The organism is Providencia sp. PROV189 (assembly GCF_028480065.1).
GTDB classification, from domain to species: Bacteria; Pseudomonadota; Gammaproteobacteria; order Enterobacterales; family Enterobacteriaceae; genus Providencia; species Providencia stuartii.
This window is the reverse complement of sequence record NZ_JAMPOG010000011.1, coordinates 16,578-34,232: the sequence shown is the minus strand read 5'-3', so window position 1 is coordinate 34,232 and position 17,655 is coordinate 16,578. Positions and strand designations below refer to the sequence as shown.

General features: G+C 43.8%; 16 protein-coding genes. 14 read left to right on the top strand and 2 right to left on the bottom strand.

Annotated features, from left to right (window positions below):
• The first annotated feature begins 98 nt into the window (after positions 1 to 98).
• Positions 99 to 1,748 (top strand): Na+/H+ antiporter, encoded by a 1,650-nt coding sequence (locus PR833_RS09130; protein WP_004924681.1) that lies wholly within the window; start codon positions 99 to 101, stop codon positions 1,746 to 1,748.
• 17 nt (positions 1,749 to 1,765) lie between these two features.
• Positions 1,766 to 2,650: a carboxylate/amino acid/amine transporter gene (locus PR833_RS09125; RefSeq protein ID WP_014656864.1), complete on the top strand. Its 885-nt coding sequence runs from the start codon at positions 1,766 to 1,768 to the stop codon at positions 2,648 to 2,650.
• Here the strand turns inward: PR833_RS09125 and metR are convergent.
• Entirely contained in the window at positions 2,550 to 3,506 is a 957-nt protein-coding gene (gene metR, locus PR833_RS09120; RefSeq protein WP_272526043.1) for an HTH-type transcriptional regulator MetR, read from the bottom strand. The two genes, PR833_RS09125 and metR, sit on opposite strands and share 101 nt — an antisense overlap.
• A 108-nt stretch (positions 3,507 to 3,614) precedes the next feature.
• Between metR and metE the strand changes: the two genes are divergently transcribed.
• On the top strand, positions 3,615 to 5,888 hold the full coding sequence (gene metE, locus PR833_RS09115; protein ID WP_272526042.1) for a 5-methyltetrahydropteroyltriglutamate--homocysteine S-methyltransferase: 2,274 nt from the start codon (positions 3,615 to 3,617) through the stop codon (positions 5,886 to 5,888).
• Between the two features lie 68 nt (positions 5,889 to 5,956).
• Here the strand turns inward: metE and PR833_RS09110 are convergent, their stop codons facing one another.
• Entirely contained in the window at positions 5,957 to 6,346 is a 390-nt protein-coding gene (locus PR833_RS09110) for a YidB family protein (RefSeq protein ID WP_004924685.1), read from the bottom strand.
• A 396-nt stretch (positions 6,347 to 6,742) separates the two neighbouring features.
• On the opposite strand from PR833_RS09110, the gene ltnD reads away from it, so the two are divergent.
• The 11 genes from ltnD to rmuC all read left to right on the top strand — a co-directional run bounded on the left by ltnD (position 6,743) and on the right by rmuC (position 17,602).
• Complete coding sequence (ltnD, locus tag PR833_RS09105; protein ID WP_004924688.1) at positions 6,743 to 7,651, top strand: L-threonate dehydrogenase; 909 nt, start codon at positions 6,743 to 6,745, stop codon at positions 7,649 to 7,651.
• Complete coding sequence (gene otnK, locus PR833_RS09100) at positions 7,648 to 8,925, top strand: 3-oxo-tetronate kinase (RefSeq protein ID WP_014656862.1); 1,278 nt, start codon at positions 7,648 to 7,650, stop codon at positions 8,923 to 8,925. Before ltnD ends, otnK begins: the two co-directional genes overlap by 4 nt.
• Positions 8,918 to 9,559 (top strand): 3-oxo-tetronate 4-phosphate decarboxylase, encoded by a 642-nt coding sequence (gene otnC / locus PR833_RS09095; protein ID WP_004924692.1) that lies wholly within the window; start codon positions 8,918 to 8,920, stop codon positions 9,557 to 9,559. Before otnK ends, otnC begins: the two co-directional genes overlap by 8 nt.
• 10 nt (positions 9,560 to 9,569) lie before the next feature.
• Positions 9,570 to 10,349 (top strand): 2-oxo-tetronate isomerase, encoded by a 780-nt coding sequence (gene otnI / locus PR833_RS09090; protein ID WP_272526041.1) that lies wholly within the window; start codon positions 9,570 to 9,572, stop codon positions 10,347 to 10,349.
• 12 nt (positions 10,350 to 10,361) lie between these two features.
• Positions 10,362 to 11,129, top strand: a complete 768-nt coding sequence (locus PR833_RS09085) for a DeoR/GlpR family DNA-binding transcription regulator (RefSeq protein ID WP_004924695.1) — start codon at positions 10,362 to 10,364, stop codon at positions 11,127 to 11,129.
• Between the two features lie 55 nt (positions 11,130 to 11,184).
• Complete coding sequence (gene denD, locus PR833_RS09080; RefSeq protein ID WP_004924696.1) at positions 11,185 to 12,144, top strand: D-erythronate dehydrogenase; 960 nt, start codon at positions 11,185 to 11,187, stop codon at positions 12,142 to 12,144.
• Between the two features lie 10 nt (positions 12,145 to 12,154).
• Positions 12,155 to 13,531, top strand: coding sequence for a GntP family permease (locus tag PR833_RS09075; RefSeq protein WP_004924699.1), 1,377 nt, complete (start codon positions 12,155 to 12,157; stop codon positions 13,529 to 13,531).
• Positions 13,532 to 13,789: 258 nt separating this feature from the next.
• The gene (udp, locus tag PR833_RS09070) at positions 13,790 to 14,545 is read left to right on the top strand and encodes a uridine phosphorylase (RefSeq protein WP_004924702.1); all 756 of its coding nucleotides are present in this window, start codon (positions 13,790 to 13,792) and stop codon (positions 14,543 to 14,545) included.
• A gap of 213 nt (positions 14,546 to 14,758) precedes the next feature.
• Entirely contained in the window at positions 14,759 to 15,541 is a 783-nt protein-coding gene (locus PR833_RS09065; RefSeq protein WP_004924704.1) for a tyrosine-protein phosphatase, read from the top strand.
• 70 nt (positions 15,542 to 15,611) lie between these two features.
• Entirely contained in the window at positions 15,612 to 16,142 is a 531-nt protein-coding gene (locus PR833_RS09060; RefSeq protein ID WP_272526040.1) for a DedA family protein, read from the top strand.
• A 104-nt stretch (positions 16,143 to 16,246) separates the two neighbouring features.
• Positions 16,247 to 17,602, top strand: a complete 1,356-nt coding sequence (rmuC, locus tag PR833_RS09055) for a DNA recombination protein RmuC (RefSeq protein WP_004924708.1) — start codon at positions 16,247 to 16,249, stop codon at positions 17,600 to 17,602.
• Positions 17,603 to 17,655 lie beyond the last annotated feature (53 nt).

Genomic DNA, 17,655 nt, shown 5'->3' with positions numbered 1-17,655 from the left:
CTTTACTGAAAAATTTCATGGCCTGACGAGCTACCTAATATTCTGCTGCGACGGGTCATATTTGGGTTTGGTTCATTTCGTTAATCAGTAAGGGCAACATGGAAATTTTCTTTACTATTCTCATCTTAATTTTGGCAGTTTCTGTTTCAGGTGTGGTGACAAAAGTCATCCCTGTTCGCGTTCCATTACCCTTAATTCAAATCGCGATTGGTGCATTGCTTGCATGGCCTCAGTTTGGATTACATGTCACGTTTGACCCTGAACTCTTTATGGTTCTATTGATCCCGCCATTGCTATTCGTTGATGGCTGGAAAACGCCAACACGTGAATTTTTCCAAAATGGTCGTGAGATTTTCATCCTAGTATTAGTACTGGTATTGGTAACCGTTGTGGGTATCGGTTATCTCATTTACTGGTTAATGCCGGGTATTCCTTTGATTGCTGCATTTGCACTTGCTGCTGTCCTTTCGCCAACGGATGCGGTAGCGCTCTCTTCGATTGTCGGTAAAGGTCGTATACCTAAGCGTATGATGAGCGTGTTGGAAGGCGAAGCATTGATGAATGACGCTTCAGGTCTGGTTGCATTAAAATTTGCGGTTGCGATTGCAATGGAAACCATGATGTTCTCAGTGTCTGGCGTCACGATTGAATTCTTTAAAGTGGCGATAGGTGGTTTGCTATCCGGTATCATTGTGACTTGGGTTTACAGCAAGTCATTGCGCTTAATGAGTCGCTGGAGTGGCGATGATCCTGCAACCCAAATTGTCTTTATGTTATTGCTGCCTTTTGCCTCTTATATGATTGCGGAGCATATCGGTTTCTCAGGCATTTTGGCTGCGGTGGCTGCGGGGATGACAATCACCAAATCTGGGGTGATCCGTAATGCGCCATTAGCGATGAGACTGCGTGCTGATAGCGTATGGTCAATGTTAGAATTCGTATTTAACGGTTTGGTGTTTATCATGCTTGGCTTACAATTGCCGGGGATTTGGGAAACATCAGTACTGCAAGCGGAACTGGATCCTAGCGTAGAAACGTGGATGTTGTTTGCGGCAGTCGCCATTATCTACTTTGCCTTGCTAATTTTGCGTTTTTGTTGGTTATGGCTCATGAAAAGGTTTAGCCGCCTGTTCCTGAAAAAAAGGCCACTGCAATTTGCTAACTATACGGTACGTGAGCTGTGGCTAGCTTCTTTTGCGGGAGTTCGTGGGGCGATTACCTTAGCCGGTGTGCTTTCAGTACCCCTCTTTTTAAGTGATGGTTCACCTTTCCCAGCGCGTTATCAATTAGTCTTTATTGCGGCAGGGGTGATTTTATTCTCAATATTCGCGGGCGTCATCGCGTTACCGCTGTTGCTGCGCAACTTTAAAGTCGGTGATAAAGAAGCGGATATTAACGAAATTCGTATGGCGAAAGCCGCAATGGCTGAAGTCGCCATTGTGAGTTTAAACAAGATGGAAGAGCGTTTATCGGCGGATGTTGATGAAAAATTAGACCCAGAGGATATTAGTGAAGTGGCCTCAAGGGTTACGGGGCATTTGCGCCGACGTACCGCTAGCCAAGATGAAATCGAACATAACTTACAGATTGAAGATTTAGAGCGGCGCTTTAGGCTAACCGCATTACGTGCTGAACGTGGTGAGTTATATCACCTGCGTGCAACGCGTAAAATTAGCAATGAAACGCTGCAATCCTTACTGACGGATCTCGATTTGTTGGAAGCTGTATTGATTGAAAAAGAGCATTAATTGAGAACAATACAATAATGTGGTTACTTGTGATTACGACGCTGCTTTGGGCAGCGTCTTTTAGTCTTATTGGTGAATATCTCGCTGGGCAAGTGGATAGCTGGCTATCCGTCCTAATACGTGTTTCTTTAGCGGCATTGGTCTTCTTGCCATTTTTACGTTGGCGAGGGCTGGGATTCAAAGTGATTGTGCTGTACATGATTGTTGGTGCATGCCAACTCGGTATTATGTATTTCTTTGTGTTCCAAGCGTATCGCCATCTCACCGTCGCGGAATTTTTGTTATTTACGGTACTCACCCCTCTGTATGTGACGCTTATTTATGATCTATTGGAGCGCCAACGTTTACGGATGGGCTATTTGTTTAGCTCGCTACTTGCCGTTATTGGTGCAGCCATCATTCGTTATGACCATCTTAGTGAATCTTTCTGGGTAGGTCTGATATTTGTGCAATTAGCTAATATCTTCTTTGCTGTCGGTCAGGTGGGATATAAGCGTTTGATGGAAATATATCCTATCCCTCAGCATCAAGCTTTTTCATGGTTTTATATCGGTGCAACGCTGGTCGCACTGTTCGGATGGGGGCTATTTGGGGATAAATCGCTAGTGCCAACCACACATGTTCAATGGTGGGTTTTACTGTGGTTAGGTGTTGTGGCTTCTGGCATCGGTTACTTTATGTGGAATTATGGCGCCACAAAAGTAGACGCCGGAACCCTTGCTATCATGAATAATATGATGGTTCCAGCGGGGCTACTGGTTAATTTTGCCATCTGGCAACAGCATCCAGATTGGTTGAGTTTTACCATTGGAGCGAGCCTGATTGTCGCGTCTCTGTGGGTACATAGGCGTTGGATACTTTCACCGGTTTCACGTAAGACAGATTCTCAACGGCATGATTAGTGGCCGTTTTGGTAAAAGCTTCAATAGCGGGTTGGCGTTGCTCTCCTTCACGGCATGCAGCGTACAACCGGCTCCACAAACCACTCCCTAATGTTTTTATACTAATTAACCCCTGTTTTTCAAACGAATCCACCGCCCAATGTGGTAATGCGGCGATCCCCATTTTAGCTGCCACCATCTGTATTAAAATCAATGTATTATCAACGGCTTTCACCTTTGGTGAAACCCCAGCTGGCTGTAAGAAATGGCGCCAAACATCAAAGCGATGACGTTGTACTGGGTAAATTAGTAAGGTCTCATCGGCGAGATCATGAGGCTCGATAATCGGTTTTTTTGCTAAAGGGTGATCATTAGCCACAATTAATTTTACTTCATAATCAAACAGCGGCATGTAGTGGATCTCTTTATCAGCCAAGATATCTGAAGTCAGTACAATATCCAGCTCTCGTGAAAGTAATTCGGGCTGCGGGTCAAAAGTCACTCCCGATTTAAAATCCACTGAAACTTGCGGCCATGTTTGCCTAAATTGCTGTAATGTAGGTGTTAGCCATTGAATGCAGCTATGGCATTCGATAGCGATACGTAGCGTCGACACGCCCGGTTCATTACAAATACGAATAGCATCTTTCACCATTGGTAATACTTGGTGTGCCAGTTGCAATAGCACTTCCCCTTGCGGTGTAAATCGTAATGGCTGGCTTTTACGAATAAATAGCTTAAAGCCCAAACGATGTTCTAAGTCACTAAATTGATGTGACAATGCTGACTGAGTCTGGTGCAGGTAAGTTGCAGCCGCTGCCAATGAGCCATGTTGGCTGAGCGCATGCAATGTTTTTAGATGTTTTAATTCGATCATGAGAAACCTTCAAGATGACAATGAATAATTTGCGCTTGTGCTTTATACAGTACCTGTTGATTATAGATGTGTAAACATCTAGACGGCTAAAAATTTTAAGGGGTCAATATGTCTGTTATAAATCATACACTTGGATTTCCTCGTGTCGGTCTGAAAAGGGAGCTAAAACGCGCACAAGAAGATTATTGGGCTGGAAAAATTGACCAAGCAGCGCTTTTAGCAACGGGTCGTGAATTACGTGCTCGTCAATGGCAACAACAAAAAGATGCCGGTGTGCAACTATTACCGGTCGGTGATTTTGCTTGGTATGACCAAGTATTAACGACGAGCTTATTGCTGGGGAATGTACCTCCACGTCATCAAAACGAAGATGGCTCAATTGATTTAGATACACTATTTAGAGTGGCTCGTGGTCGCGCGCCAACAGGAAAGCCAGCAGCGGCAGGCGAGATGACTAAGTGGTTTAATACCAATTACCACTACATCGTACCTGAGTTCCAAAAAGGGCAGAAATTCAGCTTATCATGGACACAACTGTTTGAGGAAGTCGATGAAGCGTTAGCACTAGGCCATACTATCAAACCTGTTGTAATTGGTCCGTTGACTTACTTATGGTTAGGCAAAGTAAAAGGTGAATCATTCGATCGTTTATCATTATTGAATGATCTGCTACCTGTCTATCAAGAAATTCTTGCACGTTTAGCGCAAAAAGGAATTGAGTGGGTACAAATTGATGAGCCAGCACTGGTGTTAGATTTACCAACAGAGTGGCAGCAGGCGTATCAAACGGCTTATCAAGCGTTAGCTGGGAAAACCAAACTGTTGCTGACAACCTATTTTGATGGCATCAGTCACCATCTGGATCTGATTAAACAGCTACCAGTACAGGGATTGCATGTTGATGTTGTCGCTGGGCAAGATGACATCGAAAAATTACACCAAGCGCTACCACAAGATTGGGTGCTCTCATTAGGCATTATCAATGGTCGTAACGTATGGAAAGCTGACTTAGGTGAAAAGTTTGCACGTATTAAGCCGTTGTTAGGCCAACGTAATTTGTGGGTCGGCTCATCGTGTTCACTACTCCATAGCCCTATCGATCTCAACGATGAGACTCGCTTAGATGAAGAAGTGAAAAGTTGGTTTGCTTTTGCGCTACAAAAATGTGCGGAATTAGCATTACTAAGCCAAGCGTTAAATGAGCCAACGGCAGAGCATCTTGCTGGATTAGAACAATACAGCGCTCCGGTTCGTGCTCGTAAGACATCAACTCGTGTCAATAATGCGGCGGTCAATCAGCGTTTGCAAGGGATCCGTAAAGGGGATGCTGAACGTAATAGCCCATATGAAATACGCGCTCAACGTCAACGTGAACGCTTTAATTTGCCATTATGGCCAACCACAACAATTGGTTCGTTTCCACAAACGAGTGAAATTAGAACACTGCGCCTTGATTTCAAAAAAGGTAACTTAGATAAAACGCACTATCGTACCAGTATCAGTGAACACATTAAGCAGGCGATTAAAGAGCAAGAACTGCTTGATATTGATGTGTTAGTGCATGGTGAAGCCGAACGTAACGACATGGTTGAATACTTTGGTGAGCATTTTGACGGTTATGTCTTTACACAAAATGGCTGGGTACAAAGCTATGGTTCGCGCTGTGTGAAACCCCCCGTCATTATTGGAGATATTAGCCGACCAGAAGCTATCACGGTAGAGTGGGCGAAATACGCACAATCGCTGACTGAAAAGCCAGTCAAAGGGATGTTAACGGGGCCTGTGACTATCCTATGTTGGTCATTCCCGCGTGAAGACATTAGTCGTGAAACAATTGCCAAACAAATTGCTTTGGCGCTACGCGATGAAGTGGATGATCTACAAAAAGCGGGGATTGGCATTATTCAAATCGATGAGCCTGCACTTCGCGAAGGCTTGCCATTACGTAAGGATGAGTGGGCTGAATATTTAAATTGGGCAGTAGAAGCATTTAAACTCAGTGCGGCAATTGCCGATGATGACACTCAGATCCACACCCATATGTGTTATTGCGAGTTCAATGACATCATGGATTCGATTGCTGCGCTGGATGCTGATGTGATCACGATTGAGACTTCGCGCTCTGACATGGAATTGTTGGATGCTTTCGAAGACTTCCATTATCCCAATGAAATTGGCCCAGGTGTATATGATATTCACTCACCAAACGTGCCAAATGTTGAGTGGATTGTGGCGCTACTGAGAAAAGCTGCTAAACGTGTTCCGGTTGAACGTCTGTGGGTGAACCCTGACTGTGGCTTGAAAACCCGTGGTTGGACAGAGACACGTCAATCATTGGCTAACATGGTGGAAGCTGCTAAAAGGTTAAGAAGCGAATACTAAGCTAAATATTGGTGAGTGGTAGGTTAGCATGTTGGTTAACCTACCACTTTTGCTTTGATGAGGCAGTATTAACCAAACAACTTTTCTTTCAGCATATTCATGCCAACTGCAGACAAATCAACGTGTTCTGGCAGAACACCTTCTGGTGTAGCTTGATTAACGAGTTTTGGGAGATATTTGGCGATCAATTCTGTCGTTTCTTGCGGGTCAATACCCACTTTTTGAGCTAATTGTTGGATATCTAAGTTACCAAAAACTTGAATTAATTGGTTAACGCTCACAGGTAGGTTCTCAGAGTTACTGATCCATGATTGAATAATGTCACCTAAGCCTTGTTGGTTAAATTTATCAACAACCCCTGCTAACCCACCTTGTTTATCAATCCATTCAATTACGGATTGAAACTGGCTCATTTTATCACCGGCAACCATGGTGATCAGTTGATCGAACAAACCCATTTAATACTCCTCATTATTTCTCAAATTGTGGGCTTCAACAGCGTGTTCAGTGCGTTAAAGGATCCCTAAAAATTAAGTAATCGGCTATTTTGGTCAATTTCAGCGAGGCGTCAATCAAAAATGATGCTATTGCGATTTAACTGAACGGAAAAGCGGAAAAGTTTTATTTTTTACACTTGATAGGTATAAACCACGCTCTCATCACATTTTTTATCACATTGCGATGTGAATTGTTTTGTGAATTACCAAAAATTAAAAATACATTAAAAACAATAAATTAAAATAATATTGGTGATTTTTTATATTATTCATAATGTGATATCCATCATGTGTTTGTGAATTTTGTTATGTGAGAATTCACATCAATAACAAAGATTAACAACATCAGGGGTTGTTATGGGAAATTTCGTTAAGAACGTCGGTGTTATTGGCTTAGGCTCAATGGGTATGGGGATCGCTAAATCCCTAATAAAAAATAATATTCCTACCTATGGCTTTGACCTAAACCAAGATGCCTGCCAAACCTTAAAGCAAGCCGGTGCTGTCGCAGTAGGCCAAAATGCGGCGGAGTACGCTCAACATCTGCAAGCTTTACTGTTAGTTGTCGTCAATGGTCGCCAAGTCGAGGCAATCCTATTTGGTGGCGATAAGCCTCTGGTAGAGCAGTTGCAGCCAGGCACTATTATTATGTTGCATAGTACGCTATCTGCTGAGCAAACAAAACAGATTGCTCAGCGTTTGGCGCAATATCAGTTACCACTGATGGATGCACCTATTTCAGGCGGCGCGCTGAAAGCGGCAGAAGGCAAACTAACGGTGATGGCATCTGGCGCTCCGATCTTGTTTGAACAGCTTAACGAAGTTTTTGAGGCGATAGCTGAGCGTTTATATCGTGTCGGTGATGAGGTGGGGTTGGGGTCGACAGTAAAAACCATCCATCAACTACTTGCTGGGGTTCATATTGCGGTTGCTGCCGAAAGCATGGCATTAGCTGCCAAAGCGGGTATCGACCTGAATATGATGTATGACATCGTGACACATGCAGCGGGTAACTCGTGGATGTTTGAGAACCGTATGCAGCATGTTCTTGATGGTGATTATACGCCCAAATCGTCCGTTGATATTTTTGTGAAAGACTTAGGGTTGGTCATGGAAACAGGAAAAGCCTTGAACTTCCCATTACCTATCGCGGCCACTGCTCATCAAATGTTTATCTCTGCAAGTAACGAAGGTTTTGGCCTTCAAGATGACAGTGCAGTGATCAAAACTTTCAAAGGCATTGCTTTACCGGAGAAAAAAGTATGACTGTGAAATTAGGTGTGATTGCCGATGATTTTACTGGTGCAACCGACATCGCAGGATTTATGGTCCAGAACGGCTGGCGAGTCGTTCAATTACTGAATGAACCAGATGACAATACAGTCGTACCACACGATGTTGATGCGATTGTTATCAGCCTAAAAAGCCGTTCTTGTCCTGTAGATGAAGCAATTAACGCATCGTTAAACGCATGTCGTTGGTTAAAGCAACAAGCACACTGCCAACAAATTTTCTTTAAATATTGCTCCACATTTGATTCTACTGACAAAGGCAATATTGGCCCAGTGACTGACGCGTTGATGAAGCAGCTTGATACTCAAGTTGCACTGATTTGTCCTGCACTGCCCATTAATGGCAGAACGGTGGTTCACGGACATTTATTTGTCAATGGTCAGCTGCTCAATGAAAGTGGTATGCAGCATCACCCCGTGACGCCAATGACGGATGCTAACTTGATGAGGGTGATGGAAAAGCAATCTGAAGGTAAAGCTGGACTGATCCCATTATCTGATATTCAGCAAGGCAGCACGCTAATTAAACAGCGTTTAGCAACCTTAGCCGAGCAAGGTGCGAGTTACATCGTTGTTGATTCATTAACAATGAATGATTTGTTACCGATCGCCAAAGCGGTAAAAGAGATGCCTTTACTGACAGGCGGCTCTGGACTTGGGGCGGCATTAGCCAATGTGGATACCGGATGTGAATGGGGGGCAGGTGGTAGCCGCGGTGAAACGCCTAGCCGCCAAGGCCGTCAGACCGTGATTTTATCCGGCAGTTGCTCAGCAATGACCAACAAACAAGTGCAAAACTACCAACAAATTGCACCAGCTAAAGTCGTGGATGTCGGGGAGTGTATTGATAACCCTCTCTATGCCCAACAATTAGCAACGTGGGTTCAAGAGCAAAAATTAACAGGACTCGCACCACTATTATATGCGACCCAACCACCTGAAATTCTGAGAAAAATTCAAGAGACGTATGGGGCAGATATAGCGAGTAGCGCAGTGGAAAATGTGTTTGGGGAAGTGGTAAAACTTTTACAAGCACAAGGTTATAACACCTTTATTATTGCGGGTGGCGAAACATCCGGCAAAGTCGTTCAAAGCCTAGGAACCGAGCAATTAAGCATTGGTGCGCCAATCGCACCGGGCGTTCCATGGGTTCAAGATTTAACAAGCGGTCACTGGTTGGCACTCAAATCGGGTAATTTCGGCCAAGAGAATTTCTTCCAGTACGCACAGGAGATGTTTAATGAGTGAAGAAAAGGCACTACGCCAAGAGCTGGCTGATTGGGCTAAATCGATGTTTAACCGTGGCTATAGTAGTGGCGGAGCTGGAAACATCAGTGCCAAACTTCCGGATGGGAACATTATCGTCACGCCAACTAACTCCAGCTTTGGGGATTTAGATCCTGAAAGACTAAGTAAGTTGGATGCAGAAGGGAACTGGATCGATGGCGATAAGCCCACTAAAGAAGTCTCTATGCATATGGCGATGTATCGACAGCGTCCTGATTGCCGAGCGGTGGTTCACTTACACTCCCCTTGGCTAACCGCACTGTCGTGTTTATCAGGGCTTGATAGCAGCAATTGCTTGCCGCCAATCACGCCTTATTACGTGATGCGAGTCGGCAAATTGCCATTAATTCAATACTTGCCACCGGGGGATGACCGTATTGGTGAAGAAATTGAAAAATTGGCTCCTAACCATAACGCAGTACTGCTATCGAATCATGGACCCGTAGTTGGCGGTAAAACCTTAAGGCAAGCTTTCTTCAATGCTGAAGAGTTGGAAGATACGGCGCGTTTATATATCACATTACGCCAGCAAGGTTTTACAACACTCACTGAAGAGCAAGTTAACGAGCTAGAAAGCCGTTATCCAAAGAAATGAGGCACCTGATATGGCTAAATTTGCAGCAAACCTCAGTATGATGTTTAACGAAGTTCCTTTTATTCAGCGCTTTGAACGCGCTGCACAAGCGGGCTTTACTGGCGTTGAATATCTTTTCCCCTATGAAGAACAACCTGAAGCGATAGCTGAACAGTTGGAAAAATATGGTTTAACTCAAGCGCTGTTCAACATGCCTGCGGGCGATTGGGCGGCGGGTGAACGCGGCATGGCATCTATTTCGGGTCGTGAAGATGAGTTCGCACAAGGCGTACAGACAGCACTGAAATATGCCAAAGCGTTGGGTTGTAAGCAGGTGCATGCGATGGCAGGTAAATTGGATGCCCAATTTACCCCTGAACAGCAGCAAGCGTGTTTTATTAAAAATATTCAATATGCCGCAGATATTATGGCTGAGCATGGCATTCGTGTATTAATTGAGCCTATCAATACGCGTGATATGCCGGGTTACTTTTTGACTACGCAAAAGCAAGCTGAGGCATTGCTACCAAAGATCGCACGTGAAAATGTGTTTATTCAATTGGATCTCTATCACTGCCAAATTATGGAAGGTGATTTATTGAAAACAATTGAGCGTTTATGGGGTAAATTTAGTCATATTCAGATAGCTTCAGTTCCTTATCGTCATGAGCCTGATAGCGGTGAAGTCAATTACCCATGGATTTTCAAACAATTAGATGAAATGGGATATCAAGGTTGGCTTGGATGTGAATATCACCCCGCAGGTCGTACCGAAGACGGTTTAGGTTGGCTGAAGCAAGCACAGTCTTAAACAGGAGAGCCTATGATCCCTTCAGAGCGTCGTGATTTTATTTACCGTTACGTCCATGAGTACCAAACCGTGTCGATTAACGACTTGGTGGAGCTAATGAATGTGTCGCATATGACGGTAAGACGTGATATCCGCATGCTAGAAGAAGAAGGGAAAGTCGTTGCAATAAGCGGTGGTGTTCGGTTAAACGATGCGTTACGCCAAGAGCTTCCTTGGAGTGAGAAAGCGCGTTTACATCATCGAAGCAAACGTGAAATAGGTAAATTTGCCTCATCGCTCGTTGAAGATGGGCAAGTGGTTTATCTCGATGCGGGAACAACGACATTTGAGATAGCCCGTGTGCTGGGTGAACGGTTTAATTTGACGATTGTGACTAATGATTTTTCTATCATGCAATATTTGATGAACAAATCACAACTCAATCTGTATCACACGGGGGGGCAAGTGGATAAACGTAACCATTCGTGTGTTGGCAATACCGCCGCAATGATGCTGAAAACCCTAAATGTTGATGTGGCATTTATTAGCACTAGCTCTTGGGATTTACTGCATGGGGTTTCCACGCCTCATGAAGAAAAAGTACAAATAAAACAAACATTACTGGATGTTGCTCGGCGCTGTGTGCTGGTTTCTGACAGTAGCAAATTTGGTAAATATGGCATGTTCCGTGTTTGCCCACTAAATCAATTGCACGACATTATTTGTGATGATCAGCTACCAAACGATGCTGTGCAGCGGATAACAGAACAAAATATAAAACTTCATTTAATAAAGACATAAATAATCTTACCTAATGATGAATAGCTCAAATTAGGGCTATTCAAGGAGAATAACAATGAAAGTTATCATTACAGGCGGCGCTGGCTTTTTGGGTCAGCAGCTAGCCGCTGCTTTACTTAAAAACAGCCAGGGTTTTAAATTTGACCAACTCGTTTTAGCGGATATTCAGTGCCCTACATCGCCAATTGAAGACGCTAGAGTGAGTTGTGTTGCAACAGATTTAACTCAGCCGGGTGCCGCTGATAAGCTGATTGATGCGCAAACCGACATCGTTTATCACCTCGCTGCTATTGTGAGTAGTCATGCTGAAAGCGATTTTGATTTAGGCATGAAAGTAAATTTCGAAGCGACTCGCCAATTATTGGAAGTGGCTCGTGCTAAAAACCCTGCAATGAAGTTTATCTTTACCAGTTCATTAGCAGTATTTGGCGGTGAACTACCTGACGTTATCACCGACCTTTGTGTGGTTAACCCGCAATCATCGTATGGTGCACAAAAAGCGATGTGCGAATTGATGGTTAATGACTATTCACGTAAAGGCTATGTTGATGGACGTGTGTTACGCCTACCAACAATCAGTGTGCGCCCTGGCGTTCCGAACAAAGCCGCTTCTTCATTTGCCAGTGGCATCATTCGTGAGCCATTAAATGGGGTTGAGAGTGTTTGCCCTGTTTCACCTGAACTTGCGTTGTGGCTCTCGAGTCCAGAAACGGTTGTCAGTAATTTCATTCATGCTGCAACCATTTCAGCAGAGCAATTTGGCTTGTCTCGTACGGTTAACTTACCGGGGATCACTGTGACAGTTCAAGGGATGATTGATGCTCTACGTGATGTCGCAGGCCAAAAAGCGGTTGATCTGATCCGTTTTGAACCGGATGAAGCCATTAACCGTATTGTCGCAAGTTGGCCGGGTAAATTCGATATTAGCCGTGCTTTAGGCCTTGGTTTCCGTGCAGATGGTTCGTTTGCTGATGCAATTCGTTCATTCATCACTCACCACGGCTCACAGCAATAGGGGATAAGCTATGTCCTATATTCCTATTATTGGCCTCGCGGTGGCCATATTTGTCCTGATCTTCTTGGTATTGCGAACGCGTATTCATGCGTTACTTGCCATGTTGATTGCAGCAGCTATTGCAGGTATCTCAGGTGGGTTAACCGCCGCAGAAACCGTCTCTGTAATTACAAAAGGTTTTGGTAGCACACTCGGTGGTATCGGTATTGTTATCGGTCTCGGGGTAATGATGGGAAGGGTACTAGAAGTTTCTGGTGCCGCTGAACAAATAGCGTATAGCTTTATTCGTTGGTTAGGGAAAAAACGCGAAGAATGGGCGCTGGCTATCACAGGTTATATCGTCAGTATTCCAATTTTCGTTGACTCCGCATTCGTGATCCTCTACCCATTAGCGAAGGCATTAGCGAAAAATGGTAAGCGTAGTCTGCTGACACTTGGTGTCGCATTAGCTGGTGGCTTAGTGGTTACTCACCACACAGTGCCGCCGACTCCGGGTCCTTTAGGGGTTGCTGGGATCTTCGGTGTGGATATTGGTGCCATGATCTTAACGGGGATGACCCTTGCTATCCCTTGCGTTATTGGGATCGTATTTTACGCGAAGTGGTTAGCTGTTAAATACCCTGAGTTTATGCCCGATGAAAGCAACAACGCAGATCTGAAAGAAATTCACGACCGCTATATGGAAGAAAAGGCGAACAAGCCGTTACCAAGCCTCTTCTTATCTGTATTACCTATCGTAACACCGATCTTGTTGATCTTTATCAATGCGGTCAACGGGTTATTGCTAAAAACCGACGCCTTTCAAGGGATGGAGAATAATTGGTATTTCCAAACCTTTGAATTCCTTGGTGCACCAATAATTGCTCTGTCTATCAGTGTGTTGATTGCCGTTTATACGCTGATGCCAAAAGCGACGAAAGAAGAAGTCATCGACCGCATGGAAGAAGGCTTACAGTCAGCCGGGATCATCTTACTGGTAACAGGTGCGGGTGGTGCGTTAGGTGCGGTTTTACGTGACAGTGGTACGGGGAATATTTTAGCGGAGCATGTGGCGAGTTTACCAATTACTCCAGTGTTGATCCCATTTATTATCGCCACATTGGTACGTTTAATTCAGGGTTCGGGCACCGTCGCGATGATCACAGCGGCATCGATTTCTGCTCCCATTATTAGCCAGATCCCTGATATCAATCTGCTTGTTGCGGCTCAAGCTGCGACAATGGGGTCACTGTTCTTTGGTTATTTCAACGACAGCCTCTACTGGGTTGTTAACCGAATGATGGGTATTAAGGACGTTAGACAACAGATGATGGTTTGGTCTATCCCAACAACGATAGCTTGGGCCATTGGTCTAGTAGGCGTTCTGATCCTTGATGTAGTTCTCTGATAGATAAACTATCTTTTATTTCTGCCAATAATTCAAAGCGCCTTCGGGCGCTTTTTCGTGACTTTCTTTTATATCGTCTATACTGATTGCATATTTGTATTTAAAACAATTAATTTGTGATCTAAATCACCATTTAATGAAATCTAGATAAAATCATTTCCATTAAAAGTGACTATGGTCACTAAATTGACATGGGTTTACCGCTATATTAATCACAACGTATAAATTCAATGATGCCATTGTGTAAAGGAGTTTGATATGTCTGACGTATTCCACTTAGGGCTAAAAAAGAGTGACTTACAGGGTGCAACCGTTGCAATTGTTCCCGGTGATCCAAATCGTGTCGAGAAAATCGCACGCCTGATGGATAATCCGGTACATCTCGCTTCTTTACGTGAGTTCACCTCTTGGCGTGGTGAGCTTGATGGTAAAGCAGTCATTATTTGTTCAACGGGAATTGGTGGTCCTTCAACCTCTATTGCTGTAGAAGAACTTGCGCAGCTAGGTATTCGTACTTTCTTGCGTATTGGTACTACAGGGGCTATTCAAGAAAATATTAATGTTGGTGATGTGTTAGTGACAACCGCAGCCGTAAGATTAGACGGTGCGAGCCAACATTTTGCGCCATTGGAATACCCAGCCGTTGCTAACTTTACTTGTACGAATGCACTCTATGATGCAGCGAAAGAAGCGGGTGCAACAGTCCATGTGGGTGTGACTGCTTCATCGGATACCTTCTATCCAGGCCAAGAGCGTTATGACACCTATACTGGTCGTGTGATGCGCCATTTCAGAGGTTCAATGAAAGAATGGCAAGATATGGGCGTGATGAACTATGAGATGGAATCAGCGACGTTGCTGACCATGTGCTCAAGCCAAGGCCTACGTGCGGGTATGGTTGCAGGTGTGATTGTTAACCGTACTCAACAAGAAATTCCAGACGAAGCACTGTTGAAGAAAACAGAAAGCAATGTATTAAGCATTGTTGTTGAAGCTGCGCGTCGTCTACTTTAATTTCTCCTATTACTGGCTCGTTTACTTTGATGTTCGCTCGGTTGTGAATAAACCGTAGACGAGCCCAGTTTTCTTTCTCTTTTTCGATATTGATTACATTTCAATGCACTCTTTTATGAATACCTGCTTAACGGCGGGTATTTTTTCTGATTTTTTTCCGGTCATAATCTGTTATGGTTTTAGTCATAATCAATATCATAGGTAGCGATAATTATGACAAAAACACCTTATTTACACCCTTCAGTATTACCGTTAAAAGGTGGAATTAACTTCCGTGACCTCGGCGGAAAAAAATTAGCCAATGGCAACAAAATAAAATCAGGCGTGCTATTTCGTTCAGGAGCTTTGAACCATTTAACGACAGAGGATTTGGCCGTTTTACAATCACAAAACCTTTATCAAATCTTGGATTACCGTGATGTGGCGGAAACAAAAGCAAAACCAGATATGATTTGGGATGGTGCTCATTATGTTAATGCCCCAGCGAACCCTATGGCAAAGGAGGTCAGTGCCGACTTAGGTCAACTGACACCAGAGTCACTTGAACAGTTTGACCCTAAAATATTTATGGGGCGCCTTTACGAGCTATTGCCTTTAAATAATCCTGCTTACCATCAACTTGTGAGTATGTTAAAGCAGCCTGAAAAAGGGGGGATCGTTCAGCATTGTGCGGTCGGTAAAGATCGTACTGGTGTTGGCGCCGCTTTGGTACTATTTGCGCTGGGTGCAGACTTAGATACCGTCATGGAAGATTACCTACTGACAAATGAAACCCTCGCGCCATTCCGTAAGCATTTATTGGAAGAGCATGCACAAAGGATGAGTGACAGTGTGGTGAAAAAGTTTGAGTATGTCTATTCTGTGCGTGAAGAATTTCTTATGACAGCCATAAATAGCATAAAAACACATTATGGTAGTATTGATAAATGGCTGGAAAGTGATTTTGGACTGGATAATGCTGGCAGAAGCTTACTTCAAAGTTATTTCCTCGAATAATTAGTTTAAGATTGGTTTATTACATATTAGTTAATGTATTAAACCAATCCATTATAAAGGGAGAAAGGCTGTGACGTTGAATGAAATCGTCCATACAGTGACCGAATTTACCCGTGAACATGAAATATGGGCGCTGCCAATCATCTTCTTTCTAGCATTTGGTGAATCTTTAGCCTTTTTATCTTTGCTGTTGCCTGCAACTGTCATCCTGTTAGGTTTAGGTGCCCTCATCGGCGAAAGTGGTATTACATTCTGGCCTGTATGGCTTGCGGCAACGTTAGGGGCATTTTTTGGTGATTGGCTCTCTTATTGGTTTGGTTTTCACTATAAAGATAACGTCCGTAAAATGTGGCCGATTTCTCGCAAACCTCAAATGATTGATAGAGGGCAGCACTTTTTCAATCGTTGGGGCATATGGAGTGTCTTTTTAGGGCGTTTCTTCGGGCCATTCAGAGCTGTCGTACCTTTAGTGGCTGGGATTTGTAAAATGCCTAAATGCTATTTTCAGGCGGCAAACCTAGTGTCTGCGATGATTTGGGCATTTGGTATATTAGCGCCAGGCGCATTTGGATTACGTTGGCTAGCTCAGTGGATGGGCTAAGCTGCGAATCGTCTCGCAATTTAGGGCTTGTTTTAAATTACTTCTGGACTGATATACAGTATCCGATTACCTTACCCTAGATCTCGTCATGTAAGGATTTAACAGTGGATACCTCTCTTTTATATGGGGTTATTGGCGCCCTTGGCGGTATATTAATTGGCGGCTTAGCCGTTTGGCTGTTTATTGCGCAAAAACTTAACCAAAAAGAGCAAGAACTCCAACACATTAATCGTCAACTTGCGGCCAGTGATGAAAAAAACATCCATCTTTCTGAGTGGAAAATGGAATATGAACGTCTCGATCAAGAGTTGCGAACACTCAGAGATATTAATCGTGAGCAAGAAGCTGAATTACGAGAAATCACAACACGTTTTGAGCAAAGCCAGCTAGCCAATGAAGAGAAACAGCGCCTGCTGCAAAACAGTGAGCAGCGGTTAACGATTCAATTTGAAAATTTAGCCAACCGGATTTTTGAGCAGAATGAGCGTAGGGCATCAGAGCAGCAGCAAAAAAGCTTGATTGCCATGCTATCCCCATTTCGTGAACAGCTTGAAGGGTTCCGCCAACAGGTACAGCAAAGCTTTGGTGAAGAAGCCAAAGAGCGGCATACACTGGCGTATGAAATCCGTCAGTTACAGCAGCTAAATACTCAAATGACCAAAGAAGCGGTTAACCTGACTCGAGCCCTTAAAGGGGATAACAAGATCCAAGGAAACTGGGGAGAAACCATTCTGACGCGGATCTTGGAAGCTTCTGGTTTACGCAAAGGGAGTGAGTTTGAAACACAAGTCAGTATTAATACCAGCTATAACAGCCGTTATCAGCCTGATGTGATTATCCGCTTGCCTGAAGGTAAAGACGTGATTGTTGATGCAAAAATGTCACTGGTCGCTTATGAAAGATATTTCAATAGTGAAGACCCTGACGAACAAACTCAGGCTATCAAAAACCATGTAGCTTCAATTCGTAATCACATGCGTATGCTAAGTCATAAGGACTATCATCAACTACCGGGGATACGCTCTTTAGATTATGTATTGATGTTTATTCCAATTGAACCTGCTTACTTATTGGCTTTAAAAGAATCGCCTGAGCTACTTGATGAAGGTATAAAACAGAATATCATGTTAGTTTGCCCTTCCACATTATTAGTGGCGGTGCGAACAATTAACAATTTGTGGCGCTATGAACGCCAAGGGCAAAATGCGCAAGAAATTGCCGCAAAAGCCGCAAAAATGTACGACAAATTACGCCTTTTTGTTGATGACATGCAACTTTTAGGGGCAAGCCTTGATAAAGCGGATAATGCTTACCAATCCGCAATGAAAAGGTTGGCTGAGGGGCGTGGTAATTTAATTAGTCAGGCAGAAAGCTTTAAAGAAATGGGGGTTGAGGTAAAACAGCCTATTTCACCACAGCTCGTTGAAAAGTCAGATAAGCCATATTGTGCGGAATCTTAGACTTCTTGATAGGGTTTTACCTCAAAGACTGTTACACTTCCTACAAAAGTTTG

Coding starts and splice junctions, on each gene's coding strand:
- PR833_RS09085 (WP_004924695.1), top strand. CDS start 10,362: ATGATCCCTTCAGAGCGTCGTGATTTTATTTACCGTTACGTCCATGAG.
- ltnD (WP_004924688.1), top strand. CDS start 6,743: ATGGGAAATTTCGTTAAGAACGTCGGTGTTATTGGCTTAGGCTCAATG.
- denD (WP_004924696.1), top strand. CDS start 11,185: ATGAAAGTTATCATTACAGGCGGCGCTGGCTTTTTGGGTCAGCAGCTA.
- PR833_RS09065 (WP_004924704.1), top strand. CDS start 14,759: ATGACAAAAACACCTTATTTACACCCTTCAGTATTACCGTTAAAAGGT.
- PR833_RS09125 (WP_014656864.1), top strand. CDS start 1,766: ATGTGGTTACTTGTGATTACGACGCTGCTTTGGGCAGCGTCTTTTAGT.
- PR833_RS09110 (WP_004924685.1), bottom strand. CDS start 6,346: ATGGGTTTGTTCGATCAACTGATCACCATGGTTGCCGGTGATAAAATG.
- PR833_RS09130 (WP_004924681.1), top strand. CDS start 99: ATGGAAATTTTCTTTACTATTCTCATCTTAATTTTGGCAGTTTCTGTT.
- otnC (WP_004924692.1), top strand. CDS start 8,918: ATGAGTGAAGAAAAGGCACTACGCCAAGAGCTGGCTGATTGGGCTAAA.
- udp (WP_004924702.1), top strand. CDS start 13,790: ATGTCTGACGTATTCCACTTAGGGCTAAAAAAGAGTGACTTACAGGGT.
- metR (WP_272526043.1), bottom strand. CDS start 3,506: ATGATCGAATTAAAACATCTAAAAACATTGCATGCGCTCAGCCAACAT.
- otnK (WP_014656862.1), top strand. CDS start 7,648: ATGACTGTGAAATTAGGTGTGATTGCCGATGATTTTACTGGTGCAACC.
- metE (WP_272526042.1), top strand. CDS start 3,615: ATGTCTGTTATAAATCATACACTTGGATTTCCTCGTGTCGGTCTGAAA.
- PR833_RS09075 (WP_004924699.1), top strand. CDS start 12,155: ATGTCCTATATTCCTATTATTGGCCTCGCGGTGGCCATATTTGTCCTG.
- otnI (WP_272526041.1), top strand. CDS start 9,570: ATGGCTAAATTTGCAGCAAACCTCAGTATGATGTTTAACGAAGTTCCT.